Source organism: Flavihumibacter petaseus NBRC 106054, assembly GCF_000974785.1.
GTDB lineage: Bacteria > Bacteroidota > Bacteroidia > Chitinophagales > Chitinophagaceae > Flavihumibacter > Flavihumibacter petaseus.
Map to the genome: position 1 here is coordinate 427,363 of NZ_BBWV01000001.1, position 19,475 is coordinate 446,837.

13 protein-coding genes are annotated in these 19,475 nt (G+C 48.9%); 5 read left to right on the forward strand and 8 right to left on the reverse strand.

The window, feature by feature from the left end; genetic code table 11:
* The first annotated feature begins 11 nt into the window (after positions 1-11).
* Entirely contained in the window at positions 12-1,190 is a 1,179-nt protein-coding gene (locus FPE01S_RS01805; protein ID WP_046368548.1) for a DUF3179 domain-containing (seleno)protein, read from the forward strand.
* Here FPE01S_RS01805 and FPE01S_RS01810 read toward each other — a convergent pair.
* The 8 genes from FPE01S_RS01810 to FPE01S_RS01855 all read right to left on the reverse strand — a co-directional run bounded on the left by FPE01S_RS01810 (position 1,187) and on the right by FPE01S_RS01855 (position 13,037).
* On the reverse strand, positions 1,187-1,942 hold the full coding sequence (locus tag FPE01S_RS01810) for an NIPSNAP family protein (RefSeq protein ID WP_046367222.1): 756 nt from the start codon (positions 1,940-1,942) through the stop codon (positions 1,187-1,189). The two genes, FPE01S_RS01805 and FPE01S_RS01810, sit on opposite strands and share 4 nt — an antisense overlap.
* An 11-nt stretch (positions 1,943-1,953) precedes the next feature.
* Positions 1,954-3,381: a sialate O-acetylesterase gene (locus tag FPE01S_RS01815; protein ID WP_046367223.1), complete on the reverse strand. Its 1,428-nt coding sequence runs from the start codon at positions 3,379-3,381 to the stop codon at positions 1,954-1,956.
* A gap of 280 nt (positions 3,382-3,661) precedes the next feature.
* The gene (gene susR, locus FPE01S_RS01825; RefSeq protein WP_046367225.1) at positions 3,662-5,287 is read right to left on the reverse strand and encodes a SusR family glycan utilization regulator; all 1,626 of its coding nucleotides are present in this window, start codon (positions 5,285-5,287) and stop codon (positions 3,662-3,664) included.
* Between the two features lie 86 nt (positions 5,288-5,373).
* The gene (locus tag FPE01S_RS01830; RefSeq protein ID WP_157473857.1) at positions 5,374-5,793 is read right to left on the reverse strand and encodes a hypothetical protein; all 420 of its coding nucleotides are present in this window, start codon (positions 5,791-5,793) and stop codon (positions 5,374-5,376) included.
* A 281-nt stretch (positions 5,794-6,074) separates the two neighbouring features.
* Positions 6,075-8,417, reverse strand: coding sequence for a hypothetical protein (locus FPE01S_RS01840; RefSeq protein WP_157473858.1), 2,343 nt, complete (start codon positions 8,415-8,417; stop codon positions 6,075-6,077).
* A complete protein-coding gene (locus tag FPE01S_RS01845; RefSeq protein ID WP_046367229.1) occupies positions 8,414-9,553 on the reverse strand; it encodes a DUF4249 domain-containing protein in 1,140 nt (379 codons plus the stop codon). The genes FPE01S_RS01840 and FPE01S_RS01845 overlap by 4 nt, the downstream gene beginning before the upstream one ends.
* Positions 9,554-9,558: 5 nt before the next feature.
* On the reverse strand, positions 9,559-12,297 hold the full coding sequence (locus tag FPE01S_RS01850; RefSeq protein ID WP_052955440.1) for a TonB-dependent receptor: 2,739 nt from the start codon (positions 12,295-12,297) through the stop codon (positions 9,559-9,561).
* On the reverse strand, positions 12,294-13,037 hold the full coding sequence (locus tag FPE01S_RS01855) for a hypothetical protein (RefSeq protein ID WP_046367230.1): 744 nt from the start codon (positions 13,035-13,037) through the stop codon (positions 12,294-12,296). Before FPE01S_RS01855 ends, FPE01S_RS01850 begins: the two co-directional genes overlap by 4 nt.
* A gap of 123 nt (positions 13,038-13,160) precedes the next feature.
* On the opposite strand from FPE01S_RS01855, the gene FPE01S_RS01860 reads away from it, so the two are divergent.
* From FPE01S_RS01860 to FPE01S_RS01875, 4 genes are all read left to right on the forward strand, one after another.
* Positions 13,161-14,252, forward strand: a complete 1,092-nt coding sequence (locus FPE01S_RS01860; protein ID WP_046367231.1) for a family 20 glycosylhydrolase — start codon at positions 13,161-13,163, stop codon at positions 14,250-14,252.
* 54 nt (positions 14,253-14,306) lie between these two features.
* A complete protein-coding gene (locus tag FPE01S_RS01865; RefSeq protein WP_046367232.1) occupies positions 14,307-14,891 on the forward strand; it encodes an RNA polymerase sigma factor in 585 nt (194 codons plus the stop codon).
* An 84-nt stretch (positions 14,892-14,975) separates the two neighbouring features.
* Complete coding sequence (locus FPE01S_RS24550) at positions 14,976-15,962, forward strand: FecR family protein (protein WP_052955441.1); 987 nt, start codon at positions 14,976-14,978, stop codon at positions 15,960-15,962.
* 33 nt (positions 15,963-15,995) lie between these two features.
* Positions 15,996-19,475, forward strand: a complete 3,480-nt coding sequence (locus FPE01S_RS01875) for a SusC/RagA family TonB-linked outer membrane protein (protein WP_169749118.1) — start codon at positions 15,996-15,998, stop codon at positions 19,473-19,475.

The window sequence follows — 19,475 nt, forward strand, 5'->3', positions numbered from 1 at the left end:
ATCAGATAACCATGAAACGCTTTCTGCTGGTCTTTTCCCTGATCCTGCTTTTTGTGTCTGAACTGGCATCGGTTTATTTTATCATGCCATTACCCGGAAGTCAGAAACAAAACACGCTGCCGTTCGCTTACTGGCTGCACAATAACCTCGCATGGATCAGAACCCTTCTGCTCGTAGTCATTTTCTTTACCGCACTGCCGGTTTTCCGATCCTCAAGACGCTGGCCGAAAATAGCCGTGTCCGTCACACTGCTCCTTTACGGTGCCATTTACTATATGGTCCATTTCCAGATGAGTGCAGACAGGATGTTCTATCAACCAAACCAGGTAGATATGGTGCCCGTTTCCGGCAACAAAATACCAGCCGGCAAACTGATCATTGGTATCATTGACGGGAACGAAGCAAAAGCTTATCCGATCCAGCTGATCGGTTATCACCACCAGGTACGTGACAGTATCAATGGAAAACCAGTGATGGTCACCTATTGTACCGTATGCCGTACGGGAAGGGTCTACAGCCCCGAAGTGAATGGCAAGCCTGAAAATTTCCGGCTGGTAGGCATGGATCATTTCAATGCCATGTTCGAAGACGAAACAACCAGGTCCTGGTGGCAGCAGGTGAATGGCAATGCCGTTGTGGGTCCGCTGAAAGGAAAACAGCTCACCGAAATACCCAGCCGGCAGATGAGCCTTGAAAAATGGTTACAGCTTTATCCGCAAAGCCTTATTCTGCAGCAGGACAGCACATTCCGGGAAATCTACGAGAAAATGGACAAGTATGACAAGGGCTCCGGCAACAGTGATCTTACCAGGAGAGATTCTTTATCCTGGAAAGATAAATCATGGGTCATCGGCATTCAGGATGGTACCTATGCCAAAGCATATGACTGGAACCAGCTGCTCAGTAAACAACTGATCGAAGACAGTGCATCAGGAAAATCCTGGTTGCTTTGGGTGGAAAAAGACAGCAGCAGTTTCCATGTTTTTAACCGCAAACTGGATACACTGACACTTGCTTTCCGGGTGCAGAACGACTCCCTGCGCGATGTGCAGACATCAAGCACCTGGAACAGCGGGGGTTGGGCTGTCGACGGCCCTTTAAAAGGAAGGCACCTGGAAAATATTCCCGCCTACCAGGAGTTCTGGCATTCCTGGAGACAATTTCATCCGGGCACACTAAAAGGCGATTAAAAATCGGAATAGGTTGTTGCTTTCAGCAGGTAGATGTCCATATGAGACACATTATTCTGGTACTCCGGAAGGGAAGACAGTGTTTTCCACTCCGCATCTCCACCAAAAGTCTTCCAGTGTGCCTCACGATCCTGTATTGAATTAAAACTGGTCATATACATCAGGTTTGGCATGTGGCTGCCGGCGATCACCGATCCATAAAAAACGGCATTGAATCCTAGCCTGGCGAACAACGCAATCTCGCCGCCTTCATTAAACATCTTTACCTTGTTGCGGAAAGCCATGTCAGATGCCGATTCATAACTCCGCAGTTCATAAATATGTTCCGACCTGTTCTGTGATAAGCCTGCTGGCGTTGACAGCTTCGGTGCAAGATCAAAAGCCTCGAGTAATATTGTCTCAACACGGGTAAAGGGTACAGATGAATAATTGGTAGTATCCCGAAATGCCTTAAGGGACAGCTGCTGAAAGTGGCGGGCATCCTTCAGCGGCATCAACACAAAGATCTTCTTGTCTGCCGCCGTATCATTGGCGATAGCTTTGAAAGCACCAACAGTTTTGACCGATTGACGATGCAGCATGGGGAGCAACTGATCCTGAAGATATTGATCAAGCAATTTTTCCTGCCTGTCTTCCTGAAAATGATAAACGCGCAACAACAACAATTCTTTTCCTGAATGCTGCGCTGCTACAACAGCAATGCTGAACAGAAACAATACAGCCAAAATGATTTTGCGGTAAACAGTATGCATGAGAATTATAGTTAAGGGTTAGGTTTTTCTGCCAGCCAGTCATCTGTACGGAAAGGCACAACAGGCAACCCTTCCTGGCTTGATACATTCCCGATGATCGTGTTGCTGAATCCATAACGAACATGATAAGCGTTCGCCAGTCCAGGTGCCCATACGGTAATAACATCCTTCTCAACTTTTGCTTTGGCAGGATACCATTTCTCCTGCTCATCACTCAGGAAAAATCCGGTCGGCTCCTCTCCATGCACTACCAGTCCGTTCTCCGCATGCGAGAATCGCAGGATCATCTTGTCCTTATCCCGGATTGCTGATACCAGTTCGGGACTTCTGTAAACAATACCGGTTTTCTGGTAGGTATCCGCCAGCGCCCAGTTGGCTAATCGCTCGCCAACAGGCTTCTTTCGGGAAGGATGAATATTGCTCACCGAGTCTATGAGGTCAGTTACCACCACCATACCCGTTTTCGGATAAGTACTGCTCTTTGTCTGCTGTTCCTGCAACAACGCACCATTATAGTTATTGCCATATTCGAACGGCGCAATCTGTACAAAATAAAAGGGAAACTCCTTCCGCCATGCCTCCCGCCACGCGGCGATCATGGTTGTGAACAGGTTCTGATAGGTAGCTGCAGTGCCGGTATTGGCTTCACCCTGATACCAGATTGTACCTGCTATACTGTAGGGCAGGATCGGGGCGATCATTCCATTATAGGTCTGCCCGGTAACAGTGGGCCACCAGGCGTAGGTCTGAAGCTTTGCCGCGGCAGCTTTGAGTTCCGGGTCACGTTGCACTTTCGCCTCCGGCGTCCATGTTTCAGCCGGAGTTCCACCCCAGGACGAATTGATAAGTCCGATAGGCACGTTCAGTTCCTGTTGCAGCTTTTTGCCGAAAAAATATCCGACCGCACTAAATGACTTGAGGGAAATGGAATCGCAGGTTGTCCATTTAGCCACTACATCGTCCTGTGGATATGACGTGGCCTTCTTGGGAATGTGAAAAAAACGGATCATGGGATTGACCGGCGCTTTCAGGTCCTCGTCCAGGTCCCTGGCGCCGTTGTACCAGCTCCATTCCATGTTGGACTGCCCGGAACAGACCCACACCTCCCCGATATAGACATCGGTAAGGGTTATGGTATTATTGCTTCGAATGGTTATGGTATAGGGGCCACCAGCTGCGGGTGTGGCAATCCTGACCTTCCAGGATGCCATATTATTGACAAGAGCGGAGTCTGTCCGGTTATTCCAGCTGGTCGTTACAAATACTTTTTCCCCCGGGCCGGCCCAACCCCATAAAGTGGTGGAATCCTGCTGCTGCAACACCATTCCTGAACCAACTATGGCAGGCAGCCGCAATTGTGCAAAAAGCCCGGCGGGCAATACTGCTGACAGCAGGAACGTGCCTCCCGCGAAGAGGCTTTTCAGGATTAACTTCTTCATGGGACTAAAATAAGGTATGAACCTTATTTCAGCTGCAAAATCAGATGATGGTCGCCAGACGGTAGCGCCGGTCCGACCCTGTAGCCACACGTCCGCCGCAGCAGAAAATATTGTTGAAAGAGCCTTTACAAATGAAGCGGATTGCTAAGGCTGCACCAATTTCTATCGGGAAAATATACCTGATTATCGCTTGTTTAACTGTATATACAAAATCAACTTCCTGATTATCAATCACTAAACGTCACATTAAAAATTTTACTATATACTGATGATGTGGCGGCTAAAACGCTTTTATCTGCATGATTGCCTGCTCAAAGGCTTCATTCGGGAGAATGGACTTGTTCTTGATTTTGGACTTATAGGCCTTAACCGTGTTCCCGGAATACTCCAGTATATCCGCGATCTTATCGTTGTCGTGAATGCCCATCCGGATCAGGGCAAAGATCCTCAGGTCGTTATTAAGCAGCTCGCCATCTTTCAGAATGACCCGGTCCTCTTCCTTAAAAAGGGCATTGAACTGCTCCACAAATCCCGGGAACAATTTCAGGAATACTTTATCAAAATTTTTCAGCAACTCGTTCTTCTCCTCGCGGACGTTGATATTGTTGATGTGAAATCGGATCTCATCCATTTTCCGCTCATTGATCTTCAGTTCGATCACCTTCTTGAACCTTTCGATCTTGGCAAAAAAAGCCGCATTCACATTAAAAAAGTAACCGATATAGGCCTCTTTGATCGAATTTGCTTCGCTCAACTTCTCATTGATAACCTGCAGTTCGTGGTTAATCGCCTGCTCCTTGCTGTGAGCTTCGCTGATGATAAGTTTGGCTGCCTTGAGCCGGGCAATCTGACGGAAAATAATAAAGGCCAGGGCAAGCACCAGTAATAGCAGCAGTGTCGTGATGACAGCGTAGGTGACCACTGCCTTCTTCTCCGCTTCCACCCTTTTCAGCTTCTCACCTTCGATCAGGGGCAGAATGGCACTGACCTGCACCTTACGCTGCCGCGCACCATAAAAGGTCGCATCGGCAATCGCCTGTTCAATATAATCGGACGCACTTTTCACATCACCCTTCCGGTAAAGAAGCTGTGACAGGTTAAAGATTGCAGCAGTCTCCTTGGTAGAAGACCGGATGTCTGCCATGGCAGCCTGAATCAGTAGCTGAATCGCCGTATCGGTCTGATTATTCTGGATATAAATATCGCTGAGGGTAGATGCCACTATTGCCACCTGGTGGTCTGTAAGATTTCCTCCCTCCAGCAACCTCCTGAAATCCGTCAGCGCACTATCCTTCTTCCCTGAACGAATCTCCTTCAGGCCACGGAAATAATTATAGGAAAAACCCTCCTTCGGGTAATACAACAATGCCGAATCGATAAATCCATTTGCTTTCTGATTGTACAAAGGAGAATGATAGGCATCATTATCAAAATCAGCCAGGTCGTAATAATAACGCCCCATGAGCGCATAGTAATCAGCACGGGTACTGTCCGGCAATGCAGCTGTCCGGATATCACCCAATGAATCAAGGGTTTCCTTAAATAATCCGGAAGACAACAGCGTAAATGCCATTTTAATCCTCGCTTCTGCCAGGCGCGGCGGGTCATTCAATTCCACGGCAAGCGATGACAATTGCTTTGCATAATGGAACGCCGAATCGTAATGAAATACTTTATAGGCCTCAAACAATTGCAGGGCCGCATGGTAGCGGCCGGTGATATCTTCAGATGGCTGTTTCAGGTATTGCAGGCGGAGCAAACGGATCGATTCCTCTTTGGCAGCATCGAAAACAGGTACGGATTGAATGGTTTTATTCAGGGAAAGCAACGCCGTATCGGGCGTTTCAGCCGAGCGGGCAGTAAGCAGGGTTCCAGTAAGAAACAAGGACAGGGTCAATTTCCACATGGCTGGAAATTAAATAAAAAACGCATGCACCAGCCCCGCAGCTGGTACATGCGTAAATATTTACCTTTTATAATACTTCGGCAGCCTTAGAGCTTGGCAACAACTACCTGTTCGATCACCTGGCTGTTGCGGTTGATCTGGAAAATTTCAGTCTGGCTCTTTTTACCCTGGCTAACAGTCAGTTTGATTTTGATATCATCAGAACCCTGGTTATCAAACTGGAAACGCTTTGCAATTTTCTTGTCTGTGAATGAACCAGTGTACAGTACGTTACCATCGAGGTCACGGAGCGTGATGTTCATTGCTTCACCGGCAGGATTGTCATAGGCAACTTCCAGAACGGGTTGCTGGTTGATGCTGCCTACATAGCGAACGTCAACAGGAATACGGTTGGCATCCTTTACTTTTTCACCATTAGCATTTGCAGTACCTGCAGTAAATACCAACGCCAGTACCAGTGCACCGAAAGCGGCGATGCGTTTAATTGAAGTGTTTGCGGTTTTCATAATTTTCATTTTTGTGTTTAAAATATTGTTAACAAAAATCTTTCAGGAGGCAATCGGGCAAGCTGTATATGGAGTGGGCAACCGGCTTGCTGAGTGGGTTCAACGGGATGTTGAAGTACTGTTGTGTGTGTTAAACTCAGAAGCTGAAACAAATGTAATACGGGTTTTTTTGCGCCACAACACAGATTTTGCCTGTTTTGCTTAGCCCAAAAGTGTCAACGAAAAATTAAAACCCGCCGTGGTAGCGGGTTTCATTGAATTTCCTAACTTACATCCAACGGTTATTTTACCTCAAAAAAGGTCTCCGCATAATACGGCTGACCGTTATGATCCAGCCCCTGCAATACGACTCTATATTTACCCGTTACATCAGAAGTAAAGAATCTCAATGTATTCCTTCCGGGGGCTGCCCCTTTCAGTCTTGGTTCCCAATACAAAAGTTCCCTTCTGTCAGGGATCCTGCTGAACCTGGCCTGCCCTTCATATTGCGGCGAGTAAAAAATTCTTCTTTGTTGTAATCCCTGGAAATTCACTACTGCATCTGTAGCTGGCAGTTTATATCCTGCAAGATCACCGGCATAGGTTTTGAAACTCACTACCCCTTCGCGAACCAATTTACCGGCAAACAATTTTTGCATTACGATCTCTATCGATTTTACCCGCAAAGGATCCAGTTGCATCAGGCTCGCCGCATGTTTAACGGGCACGCCATCCACCAGCAACAATGGTTCGTTCAGAAAATAGTCATTCAACATCTGGTTTCTCACACGGAAACTATAGGTATCCCCTGTTTTTCTTACGCGGATCTCAGGAATAAATTCATGCAACACTTCTTCAGTAGTGGGGAAGCGCGTATAATCATCCAAAGGGTAGACCTTATCCGGATGTCCATAAAACGAAATGCGGTTGGTAACCGAATCCTTTACCCGGCTCTTTTTTTCGACCTCAAAAGCGCGGTCAAGCTGAAAATTCCTGCTGCTTTCTTCAAGTTGAAGCAGCGGCCGGGCCGCTACGTGATGCAGGACAAAATAACCTGCAAAGTGATCAGAGAACGAAGGCTGAAGATCGACCCGGTATGCTGATCCACTTTGATCGATAGCCTGGGTAACCAACTCTTTGTTCCCATAGAACTGTTCAAGGTTAAACACCAGTTTACCCGCTGTATCAGCCACTGCTTCAGACAGGCGGAAGTCAGTACCCGGTACCGATAGAAACGCCTCCGCGCCCGCGGCCGGCCGGCCCGTTTTACTGTCAGTTACCTGACCGTGAATCAGTAGCCCCTCCCGCTCCGGTAAATACTGTAACAACGGCGCAGTACCACCCGTAAATTCTTCCGGATTGAACCTTGACCATCCATTAGTCGACAACACCAGGTCAAGCGCTCCTGAATAGCGCGGATCAGCAGGCTGCCAGGCTGGATCAGGAAACTCAACGGGCCCGTTCAGTTCTGAAGATGCCAGCAAATATTCTGCTATCGTGTTGCCTCCTTCAAGAAGTTGTTCTCCAACAAGATAGACCGCCACAGAATTTTCTTCGGGAATCTGCCCCAACTGAAGTGTCACTCCCGACCTGCGCTGATAATACATACTGTCGGTCTGCAGCTCAGGCGCACGCACGGCCGGCTGCTTCCATAATAATCTTTCCCCAACGGGTTGCAACTTGCTATCGAACAAAATTGCATGGCTGATGCCTTCTCCCAACAATGACTTATCGATCGTAATGGATGTTCCTGCCGGATAGTCTAAATTATACACCGCTTTTACCAGCTGGCGGGTATGAACCAGCAGGTGCAATCTTTCACTTTTCCCGGTAACCGGTGCGGATTGTACGCGTAATATAATTTGTTCGCCACCACTATCACGTGCCACCAGTGCATAGCCGGCTTGTTCTACCCGGGGCAACGACACCCGGATGGTGGTGTCAGGAAAACTGAACACGGCATGGTAATATTCTCCGGATTTTGCATCCAGCTGGAATTTTCCCATCCCTTTCCAGGTTGTCTGAATAGCCGCAATGGTATCTCTGTCACCCCTGATCAGTACTCCCCTGACATCCTCCCCTTCTCCATATCCGTTGATCACTTTGAACGCCACCTGGTTGGCAATCCCATCAAGCAGGTGACCAGACTCGGGGAAAAACTGGATATTCCTTTTTTTTGATTTACCGGAACTTGCCTTTGCTGCAGGCAGAAAAGCATTCTCAATTATCAGTTGCCGTGAATAATAACCTTCCGGTGAAAAGTTTTTCATCCACGATGTATATGCCCTCAATTGGTAAACACCATCCGGAAGATCCCCCGGCAAGTCGAGTGTACCTTCACCCCGGCCCTGCTCCAGTGAAACAATCTGCTGCAAGGCCGGCTTCTGATCCGCTCCCAGCAATTCGACATACAGGTACCTGCTGACGGCTGACAACCTGTTCAGGTAACCATCAACGTTATAAACGCTGAACCATACTGTTTCTCCGCTGAGGTAGCTGTTTCTGTCTGTGTGCAGGAAAACTTTCTCCTGGTATCTGGTTTGCTGGTAACGGGCGAATTTTTCCCGCAACTGACTCTCGGAAGTTTGAGCAACAACACTTCCCGCAGCCATCAGGCAGGCAATTAGTATTAATGGATTTTTCACCAGTACGACGGTTTTTGGTTGGTGCCGCCCTGAAGCCGGCAATCAAGGCAACTTTTTTTGGCAACCCATGCGCCACCACCGGTCATGAAATACCATAGTGTAACTGTAGGATCCGTGTAGTCCCATTGGGGATAGGCCAGGGGATTATAGTCGATCGCCAGTTTATTGCACTCGTCAGCCGGTAGCACCTGCGACCAGTCATTCAGCTCACGCCTGTCGATCAGAATTCGTTTTGATTCCACGGCAGTCGCACTGATATAACCCAGTACCGGTTCATTGGCGTCAGTGAGACTTTCCAGATTACCGTTGAGGTTGGAAGGCAACTGGTCGAACAATGTTCCCAGTTCCTGTGAGTTTTTTTCAACGATCTGCCAGTAATGGTATGCTTCCGTTGTCAAGGCATACTGGTTCACCAGTATACTGTATTTCCAGTTCAGTCTTACATCGGGGTTAGGAATGGTCAGCAGGGGCTGCTCGCTGATAACTGCCTCACTTAAAGCAGCCGAATTTCCCAGGATGATCATACTTGAAAACTGCCCCGTCCAGCAATAGTTGCCCTGATTCGAATTGTCGGCAATGTACACCTTATCGCCAATAACAGTCCAGGGTGTCTCCAGCTGTGCATGATACTCCCATGTCTCCACATAGTCCCATCGGAAGAATCTTGCATTACCGGTGGGGTCATGCGAATTGACATAGATGGTCAGATCTCCGGGTTGCTTCCAGGTAACACTGTCGATCGGTGGCGTAATCAGCGGTTCAACAAATGCACTGCGGTAAACCCGCCCATCAGATGTTTCTATATTTAACCTGTACCTGCCGTTGGGAGAAAGATACAGCGGGGCACTCTGGTAATCACCCAGGTCATTAACTGAGGGTACTGAATAAATCTGTCCGTTGTCCGTCTCAATACTGACCTGAGCACCCGGTTCGGGTACAATGATCACCGTATCCTGTAATCCTTTGGTTCGAGACAGGTTAATATGAGTCTGTCCGCCTGATGCGACATTCACCACGCCGTTCACCACAAGAAAACGGTAATCACGCTGCAGCACCTCCGGTTCATAGGGCTTCCTGCAGGAACCAGCCAAAAGCAACACACTGAAACCAAACCAGAAAAATATCCAACACTTCATAGGTTTCAGAATTTAATATTATAGGTGACGAATGGAATTGCCGTACCAAATATTGACAACTGGTATCCCTTGATTTTTCCGCCCTCATTCACAAAATAAACGGAATAAGGATTCTGACGGGCAAGCATATTGTAAACACCAAACGACCAGCTGTTGTGTGTTTTCTGTTTTACTTTATGATTTCCATCCAATGTGGCTGAAAGATCCACACGGAAATAGTCGGGAATACGATACTGGTTCCGCTCAGAATACAAAAGCGCCTGCGTGCCACCCATATTGAAAATTGCTATTGGAAGGGTGATCGGCCGCCCTGTTGTGTATACCACATTCATCGAAAGACTGAACCGGTGTGAAAAACGGTAGTTACCGATCAGGTTTAAATTATGGGGCTTATCAAAACTGGCGGGATAATATTTACCACGATTTATCCTTTCACCCGCCAGTGAATCGTCCTGCTGCAGGAAGGTCCTGGAATAGGTGTAACTGAACCAGCCGTTTAGCTTGCCGCTATTCTTCTTCACGAGCAGCTCAACGCCGTACGCCTTGCCTTTTGTGTTGATAACATCAGTCTCAATATGATGATTCATCAACAAATGTGCTCCGCTTTTATAATCGAGGAAATGCCGCATCCGTTTGTAGTATCCCTCAACGGAAGTCTCGATTGCGCCGTCTTTAAAATTCCTGTACAGGCCCAGCGACAACTGTGCCCCCTGTTGTGGCCGGATATAGGTATCACTCAGTTTCCAGATATCGGTTGGCGCTACTGAAACAGTATTGGACAACATATGTATATACTGCTGCATGGTATTAAAGCTGAGCTTCACCGAAGTGTTACTGCCCAGCGCATACCGCATACCCACCCGGATCTCCGGCGCCTGCCAGGTCTGGACAATACTGCCGGAGGAATAGTCCTTCACTCCTGTAATAGTAGAAGTGTCACGGGGAAGTCCAGGAACATACTGGTTCACCGAAGCCGGTCCGAATTTGTTGAAAATGCTGTAGCGGATACCTGCAGTAACAGAAAACCGGTCAGACACGGTAAAATTATCGCCAAAATATATTGCCGTCTCCAGCGCCTGTTCAGTAGCCACTTCGTTTTTGGCCACAATTGATTCTCCGCCTTTGGGTTCCAGGTTTCCGGGTTGCAAACGATACACTATTGCGTTGATGCCAAAACTCAGCTGATGTTTGTTATTGATGGAGTAACTGGCATCTGACCGCAGCGAATATTGCCTGATATTAAATGACAGCTTAAAATCATTCACCGGGTTCGTATTGCTTTGTACGGAATACAGGTAATCATCTATCCCCACCGTCACTACATTGTTGAGGGCGTTGTTGAAATTATGCTTCCACTTGAAATTGGCGTTCCTGTTGCCATAGCGGTAGGTGGTGTCACCGTTGAATTTGAAATTGTCCTGGCTGAAATAACCGGTAATATAAAGTGCATTTTTAGCGTTGATCGTAGCACTGTATCGGATATTGGCATCGTAAAAACCAGCCTTGCTGTTCTGGTATTCCTTCTCCGGTATAAATTGCATCAGCCAGTTGGAATAGGTGGCCCGTGCACCAAACATCAGCGACGACTTTTCTTTTTTTACCGGTCCGCCGATACTTATTTTGCTCGTCAGGGGACCGATACCCGCCTGACCGGACCACTTCTTCGTATTACCATCCTGTAACCCGATATCCAGTACGCTCGACAAGCGACCACCATACTTTTCAGGAATTGCTGCCTTGTATAATTCAACACCTTTCACCACATCGGGATTAAACACTGAAAAGAAACCAAACAGATGACTTGGATTATAAATAGTCGCATCACTCATCAGTATCAGGTTCTGATCAGTTGATCCGCCACGCACATTGAAACCATTCGAGGCTTCACCGGTGGAGGTAACACCAGGAAGCGCCAACACGACCTTCAGCACATCGGCTTCTCCGAACACAACCGGCACCTGCCTGATTGCCTTGATGGAAAGGCGGTTGGTCCCCATCTGCAGATTCCGTGTATTGGAGTTTTTCTCCGCAGATACAATTACTGTCTTGAGACTCGCGACATACTCCTGCAACTCCACATCAAGCTTGCCATCATTGTTCAGCTGAATCTGCCTGGCAGTAGCGGTCATTCCCACGCTGCTGATATGCAACACCTGCCTGCCCCTTGGCAACACGATGTTGTAATAACCATACTGATCGGTATGTACGGTTACAGATGGGCTATCCACTGCAACAGTAGCGCCCACAATCGGATCCCCCGAACGCTGATCGCGCACATAACCGGCAACGGTCGCCCTGCCTGAACCGGATCTGCTGTTCCTGACACCAATATCATAGATCTTGCTCTCCGCATCGACCTTCAGTTTCTCCCCAACATCCGTAGCTATTCCTTCTATTGCTTTTGCCGGGGAAAAACCACCATGCACGGGATTTATCCTGACCTGGTACGTAATAAAGACAGCATTTTCCCGGTCCACCAGAAAATAGAATGACTTATCCCTGAAAATAGCTCCCAGCATTTCCTGCAGGGTCGCCTGTGAAAAATTACTGCTGATCACCAGGGTATCCACCTGTTGGGGATCAAAATAAAAATGATAATCAGATTCCGCTTCGATGATCCTTACGAATTCAGCGAAAGATTTGCCACCGGACGAAACGGTAAACCGCTTATTATCCTGGCCGCTTACCTGGGAGGTGATGGCTGCAACCAGCATTGCGAGCAACACAAGCTTGCGAACAATCATAGCGCGGCTTTTATTTGATTATAAAAAGCAACAGCAGCTGAAAGTACCGCCTCTTTGTCCCTCCTGAACCGGAGCTTGTTTTGCTTCAGGTACTCTTTAACAGCCTCCTGCCTGTCAGCTACTATAGCCATCAGGTCATCCGCAGTGTTTATTTCTTTAAAGGCGTTGACAGACTGTATAAAATAACGGGACTCATATCGGTAACCGGGAAGTGCATTTTCATCAGCTTTGGCTGACTGTTCAAAGTATTTGGAACGTTTCACCCAGAGCTTCAGGGCTCCGGTCTGAGGCAATTCAAAATATCCTGATGACAGGCCGCTGATCCATTGAGGCAGAAAAGCAAAACGGTGCTGGTCGAGATAAAAACTGTCCACTTCTTCCGCAAACAGGGCAATCAGCAATGATTTCCGGAAATCCTGTATGACCAGTTCATCTTTTTCAATGTCCAGCATCATGGGAATGCTTTCATAACGTGCCCCCATATACCATAAAGTACCCGGTTGCAGTTCCTGATCCAGATAATAGGCATTGCCATTGGTCCTGGTTGCTCGCCGCAAATATTCAGTACCCGTGAACAGATGTGAGGATTGCCCGATAGATTCCGTATACAGCTTATTCACCGCACCGACCGTGGCGGCAACTGCTGAAGTATCCCGCACAACCGCCTGTCCGCGCAAGTGCGCTGGCATAAAAAGCAACGTGCTGGCAACCACCAGCAGGCAAATCAATCGGGTGCACATAAGCAGTTAGATAACTGAATAAATTAGGAAAATATCAGTAACCAAAAAAGTTTGTTTGAAATCTTTCATGTTCACCACAAAATATTGCAATGCAATGCAGACGCCGGCTCTTAACTTTAAAAAATGAGAAAATACCTGTTCACCCTGATCATAACCCTGGTAACGGCAACACTTTGCCGGGCACAGGTTGGTGCAGATAGTCTTTATCCCATCCGCGCCTTCGCCATCGAAGCACCGCGTCCTGCCAACCTGGAAGCATTCCTGCAATTCATGAAACAGGAACTGGCACCCAGAAAGATCAACCGCCTCATCCTCCGCGTTGAATACAACTTCTCCTTCCGCAGCCACCCCGAACTGATCGACACTGGTGCGCTCACTTTGGCAGATGTGACCAGAATCGCCCAAACTGCCGCAGCCTCGGGTATGGAAATCATTCCCCAGATCAACCTGCTCGGACATCAGTCCTGGGCGTCACGAACCGGAAAATTGCTCGCTGTCTATCCCCAGTTCGACGAAACCCCGTGGGTTAAAATACCCGAAAAATATGCCTGGCCCAACGCCGACAGCCTCTATTGCAAAAGTTACTGTCCCCTTCATCCCGACGTTCACAAAATAGTTTATGACCTCGTGGATGAACTATGCGATGCATTCCATGCAAAATCATTTCATGCCGGCCTGGACGAAGTATTTTATATCGGTGACAGCCGTTGCCCCCGTTGCAAGGGAAAAGATAAAGCAGTTCTTTTCGCAGGGGAAGCGAAAAAGATCAGGGATCACCTTGCCCTGAAAAACCGTACACTTTGGATCTGGGGCGATCGCCTCATCGACGGTACCACCACCGGCATCGGTGGATGGGAAGCCAGCTTCAACTATACATGGCCCGCTATCGACCTGATCCCGAAAGATATCGTGATCTGCGACTGGCACTATGAGCGCGCCGATAAAACAGCCGTCTACTTTGCCGCGAAAGGCTTTCCTGTGATCACCTGTACCTGGAACCGTCCGGCTGTTGCTGTGGAACAAGCCAGGGACATGCAAAGATTCCGTACACAATCCACACCGGAAATGAGTGGCCGCTTCCTCGGAATGATGCAAACAGTATGGTCACCGGCAGGAAGGTTTCTGACAGAAGTGAATCAGCGGCCTGCAGTCGATACTGTCGGTGCAAATGGCAGAAGCTCGCAATGGTACACCTTCCGGCAGTTATTCCCCTGAATTTCCGCATCCGGATTTTTTTTACAATCTTAGTAGCATTCCAACTGCAAGAGAATGCTGCCCGCTGATGAGATTCAATTATGGAAAGACTTCTGCCAGGGAAATGAAAAATCCCTGTACCAGTTGTATCAGCTCTATCACGGAGAGCTGATCCGCTATGGATGGAGTTTTTGCAATGATCCTGAAGTCATCCGCGACTATATCAACCGGACAATCGTTGACCTCTGGAATAAGCGCTTTTCCCTGCCTGATGTTCAACATCCAAAGGCCTTTATCCTGACCTGTTTCCGGAATAAGCTGCTGCAGCGCAAACAGGGAAAATCCACCCTTAAAATAGTGCCGCTGGACGCAACCCTGCTTCCCGGCGCGCTCCATGAAGCGTCCTGCGAAGAAACGCTTATCGAACTGCAGGACTTTCAGTCCCTTCGCGTTCGCATGCAGCAAATGATGAACCTACTGTCTGACCGCCAGCGACAGATCCTTACCCTGCGTTTCATGGAAGAGCAATCCTATGAGGAGATCGCTCAACGGCTGGACATCTCGGTGAGGACCGTCTACAATAGCATCCACGAGAGTATCAAACAGCTCAAACAGGCCGCCGGAACCCGGCAACTGAAGGATACCAGAAAATTTTTCTGAAATAATTTCCCGATTGACGGTAAAAACCGGGAACGCCGGTTAATCTATATTTGAGGCATTCAATGATCGCCTAAGCTTTCCCGCATGCAACGTAAAGAGCAAATCAGCAGTGAAGACCTGCTGGCAGAAGAAACTTTTATCAACTACCTGCTGAACAGCAACGGGAAAGATGTGGCCTATTGGAAAGCCTGGATCAATGAGCATCCGGAAAATGATGCAGCGGTAGCGGAAGCCAAAGAGCTGTTTTTTGCCCTGCGTCCCCCGGCAAGCAGCGATCGCAATGCGCCCATACCAATGGAAGAATTCCGGAATCTGCTAAACCTCGAGCCCGAACTCACTGCCGGGAAAAATAACCGCACCTGGCTCCGTATTGCTGCCGCAGCCGCAGTCCTGTTCGTTGTCGCAGGCGCATGGTGGTTTACCGCCAACCGGCAGGCCCCGGCCATGGCATACTATTCCAACCATGAAAACAACAGCAAGGAAGTGATGTTGCCGGATGGCACCCGCGTATTGCTGAATGCTGATGCCGCCATCAGTATTCCTGCAGACTACAATGCTTCCACCCGGCAGGTAACCCTCGAAGGCGCCGCATTTTTTCACGTTGCCAAGAATCCTGATAAACCACTGACAGTTAGCGCAAACGGCATTGCAACCACTGCCATCGGAACAGCCTTCTACATCCACCGGAATCCTACGACCGAAAAGATTCAGGTTTCCCTGCTGGAAGGGAAAGTGAAGATTGCCAACGGCAACCAGCTGACCTATCTGAAACCTGGTGAAGAAGCCAGTTGCTCCCCCACCACAATCGTAGTCAGCACTTTTGACAGTGCGCAGCTGTCCAACTGGACCCGCAAAAAAATTGAATTCAACAAAGCCGGCCTTCCGGAAATTGCCAGGACCCTGGAAACCTATTTCAATTACCGGGTGACCATCACCGGTACACAGAAAGAAACTGCTTTTACAGGAAGGTTTGATGTAGATCATCCGATCGAAATACTCGAATCACTAAAGTTTACCTATAACATTCAATATACCGTCCGCAACAACCAGCTCACGCTGTTCGTGAACTAGAATAACAACTGCATAACCAAAACGCTTATGAAAATGAGTAAACTCATTTTGCACACCCGTGCGCGCCCTCATCTTTGCAGGATCCTGCTTTTCCTGCTCCTGCTGACCACGCTTACAGGCCGCGCCCAGACCAGCCCGGTCTACACTGTCGGCTTCGACCAGGCCCCGCTCCGCGACGTCCTCTCCCGCGTTACCCAACTGAGTAAGATCGGTTTCTCTTACGATGAAGCAACCATCGACCTGAATCGCAGGATCAGTATACCCAACGGAAAATATTCCCTGCGCGAACTTGTGGAGAAAGTCTGCAGCCAGGCCAACCTGGAATTCAAGGTAAATGAAAACAGTATCAGCCTGAAAAACCGTGGCGGTAAATCTTCTGTGATCACAGGAACTGTCAGGGATAATGGTGGTCACCCCATTCCCGATGTAACTGTCGAAAACCATCAGTCGCATCAGTCCACTTCGACAGACAGTAAAGGCAATTTCTCCATCGGCGCCAGCCCGCAGGACGAACTGGGTTTTTCCCATGTAAGCTTCGAAGAGAAAAGTTTCATCGTTCACAATATGAATCGCCCGATGACGATCACGATGGGTTCAGGCACCCAGAACCTCAATGAAGTGGTCGTAACTTCTCTGGGCATCAAGCGCGAAAAGAAAGCATTGGGATATTCCGTCGGAGAAGTAAAAGGTTCGGAGATTGATAAAGCTAAAGAACTCAACGTCGTGAATTCACTGGCCGGCCGCGTCCCGGGTCTTATTGTGAACAATACTGCAGGCGGCCCCATGGGTTCTTCCAAAGTAGTGATTCGTGGCAGTACAGACATCACCGGTTCCAACCAGCCACTATATGTGGTCGATGGTGTGCCGATGGACAATTCCAATTACGGCATGACAGGCAACGACAAATATGCAAGCGGCCAGGACCTGGGTGACGCGATCTCAGGCATCAATGCCGACGATATCGAAACGATCACTGTACTGAAAGGCCCTGCCGCTTCCGCCCTGTACGGTAGTCGCGCCGGCCATGGTGTGATCCTGATCACCACGAAAAAAGGCGTTAACAAAAAGGCACTCGGTGTTGAAGTGAATTCAACAGCAACTGCTGAAACACTCCTCACCCGTTTCGACGATTACCAGTATGAATATGGCCAGGGAACAGCAGGCACGATCCCCCGCGATGTCGCCATGTCGCGCAATACCCTGTTCAGCAATTTTGGCGCCCGCCTCGATCCCAACCTGCAGATCCCGGCATTTTACGGTGGAACATCTTCCTATGGACTGGTCCCCAACAATATTGAAAACTTCTTCCAAACCGGCTCTTCCTTCAATAACAACATAGCCGTGACTGGTGGTTCAGACAAAAGCAATTTCCGGTTCTCGTATAACAATCTCCGCTATAATGATGTCGTTCCGAATACCTACATGAACCGGCAGAATTTCATGTTGCAGGGATCGAGCGATATCACGCCACAGATCAACCTGAGCGTTCGTGCCAACTACATGAAGGAACATGTGAACAACCGGCCTGCCCTCGCTGATGACGCTGCCAACATCGGCTTCAACTTCGTGGGCCTGGGCAACAACATGGACCAGGAAACTTTCAAGTCCCACTACCAGGATGAATTCGGCAACTATATCGAATGGGGCGGCGGACAATACCGGCTGAATCCTTACTGGGTAATCAACCGGATGAAGAACACGACCGACAAAGACCGAATCATGGGCGCATTGCAGCTCACTTACAACCCGACCACCTGGTTGTCCGTGCTCGGCCGCGCCAATACTGACTTCACCTTTCTTGATTATGAAAAGTTCAGCCCGAGAACAACGCCCGGCGCAGAATCAGGTGTACTGGAAGGCAGAAAGTCAAAGTTCAGTACCACCACTGCCGACTTCCTCGTGACCGCCAAAAAACAACTCAACAACGCCTTCTACGCCAGTGCAAGTGTCGGCGGCAGCATCCTGTACATCAATAGCCCCAGTACCGCTTTCCGCGGTGAGGATATGAAACTCACAGACGCGATCTCCTTCAACAGTTTCAAAAAACAGACTGTTGTAGAAACGCCTTACGAAAAGCAGATCAATTCTTTTTATGGCATGATCAGCGCATCCTATAAAAACTACCTTTTCCTGGATGCGACCCTGCGCCGTGACGCCACATCCACCCTCCCTCCCGAATTCAATACTTACTGGTATCCATCAGTAGGCATGAGTTTCGTAATTACTGATGCCCTCCCGAATCTGAAAGGCAAAACCATCAGTCACGCCAAAGTGCGCGCATCTGCTGCCGAAGTGGGCAACGACACCGACCCCTACCAGCTGGGATTATTCTACGGGCTCGACCAGTTCCAGCCTGCTGATGTAACTGTAGGAGGCATCATCAACCAGACCCTGCCCAACCGCCAGCTGAAACCCACCCGTACCCGCAGTTTTGAAGCAGGCCTCGATGTCGGCTTCTTCAACAACCGCATCGGCTTCGAATTCACCTATTATACGCAGGATTCCCGCGACCAGATCAACTTCTCCGATATCCCTACAACTTCAGGATACGGCAAGTATATCCTCAACGCCGGCAACCTTACCAACCGCGGGGTTGAACTGCTGCTGAACACCAAACCTATCGTTGGCAAAGCTTTCAGCTGGGACCTGTCACTCAATGCTGCACACAACAAAAACATCGTGCAGAGCCTGGCTCCGGAAGTCACCTACCTGACCCTCTCCGAAGCCCGCTGGCTTGGCCTCTCCGTGATTGCCCAGCCCGGCATGCCCTTTGGCAGTATCATCGGTTACGACTACCAGCGTGCCCCGGACGGTCAGGTAATCCTTGATCCCATAAATCTCACTCCATTGTCTACCAGCGACCGTAAAGTGCTGGGTAAAGGCACCTGGGACTGGACCGGCGGTATGATCAACACCTTCAGGTACAAAAACCTTTCACTCACTGCAGTGATCGATGTGAAATATGGCGCTGATCTCTTCTCCATGACCAATCTTTTTGCCGTGATCCGCGGGCAGGAAAAATCCACCCTTGCCGGCCGTAAGGAATGGATCAGATCTGAAGAAGACCGCCAGGCCGCAAACATGACTCCAGCCGAGTGGCAGGCTTCCGGAAACATGCAGGGATACGTGCCACAGGGTGTTGTACAGACCGGTGTCGATGCAGACGGAAAACCGGTTTACGAGAAGAATACCAAACCGGTTGACCCTAACGTATTCTTCGCTTCGTTTTATGGTGATGACCGCGGCGTGGCCGTTCCCTTCATCTACGATGCGAGTTATGTGAAAATGCGTGAACTGACCCTCACCTATGCCCTCCCCACCAACATTTCCCGGAAGATCAGGGCACAGCTGATCAGCATCTCGTTCGTAGCTCGTAACCCCTTCATCATTTATAAAAATGTACCCAATGTTGATCCCGACTCCAACTACAATAACGGTAACGGTCAGGGTTTCGAATATGGCTCACTGCCTGGCAGAAGAAGCTGGGGCGGCAACCTCAACATCAGGTTCTAA

What these genes read in the sequence shown, in the direction of transcription:
- FPE01S_RS24550 (WP_052955441.1), top strand. Translation starts at nt 14,976, where the DNA reads ATGCAACGTAAAGAGCAAATCAGCAGTGAAGACCTGCTGGCAGAAGAA.
- FPE01S_RS01810 (WP_046367222.1), bottom strand. Translation starts at nt 1,942, where the DNA reads ATGCATACTGTTTACCGCAAAATCATTTTGGCTGTATTGTTTCTGTTC.
- FPE01S_RS01865 (WP_046367232.1), top strand. Translation starts at nt 14,307, where the DNA reads ATGCTGCCCGCTGATGAGATTCAATTATGGAAAGACTTCTGCCAGGGA.
- FPE01S_RS01805 (WP_046368548.1), top strand. Translation starts at nt 12, where the DNA reads ATGAAACGCTTTCTGCTGGTCTTTTCCCTGATCCTGCTTTTTGTGTCT.
- FPE01S_RS01845 (WP_046367229.1), bottom strand. Translation starts at nt 9,553, where the DNA reads ATGAAGTGTTGGATATTTTTCTGGTTTGGTTTCAGTGTGTTGCTTTTG.
- FPE01S_RS01860 (WP_046367231.1), top strand. Translation starts at nt 13,161, where the DNA reads ATGAGAAAATACCTGTTCACCCTGATCATAACCCTGGTAACGGCAACA.
- FPE01S_RS01850 (WP_052955440.1), bottom strand. Translation starts at nt 12,297, where the DNA reads ATGATTGTTCGCAAGCTTGTGTTGCTCGCAATGCTGGTTGCAGCCATC.
- FPE01S_RS01815 (WP_046367223.1), bottom strand. Translation starts at nt 3,381, where the DNA reads ATGAAGAAGTTAATCCTGAAAAGCCTCTTCGCGGGAGGCACGTTCCTG.
- susR (WP_046367225.1), bottom strand. Translation starts at nt 5,287, where the DNA reads ATGTGGAAATTGACCCTGTCCTTGTTTCTTACTGGAACCCTGCTTACT.
- FPE01S_RS01855 (WP_046367230.1), bottom strand. Translation starts at nt 13,037, where the DNA reads ATGTGCACCCGATTGATTTGCCTGCTGGTGGTTGCCAGCACGTTGCTT.
- FPE01S_RS01875 (WP_169749118.1), top strand. Translation starts at nt 15,996, where the DNA reads ATGAGTAAACTCATTTTGCACACCCGTGCGCGCCCTCATCTTTGCAGG.
- FPE01S_RS01830 (WP_157473857.1), bottom strand. Translation starts at nt 5,793, where the DNA reads ATGAAAACCGCAAACACTTCAATTAAACGCATCGCCGCTTTCGGTGCA.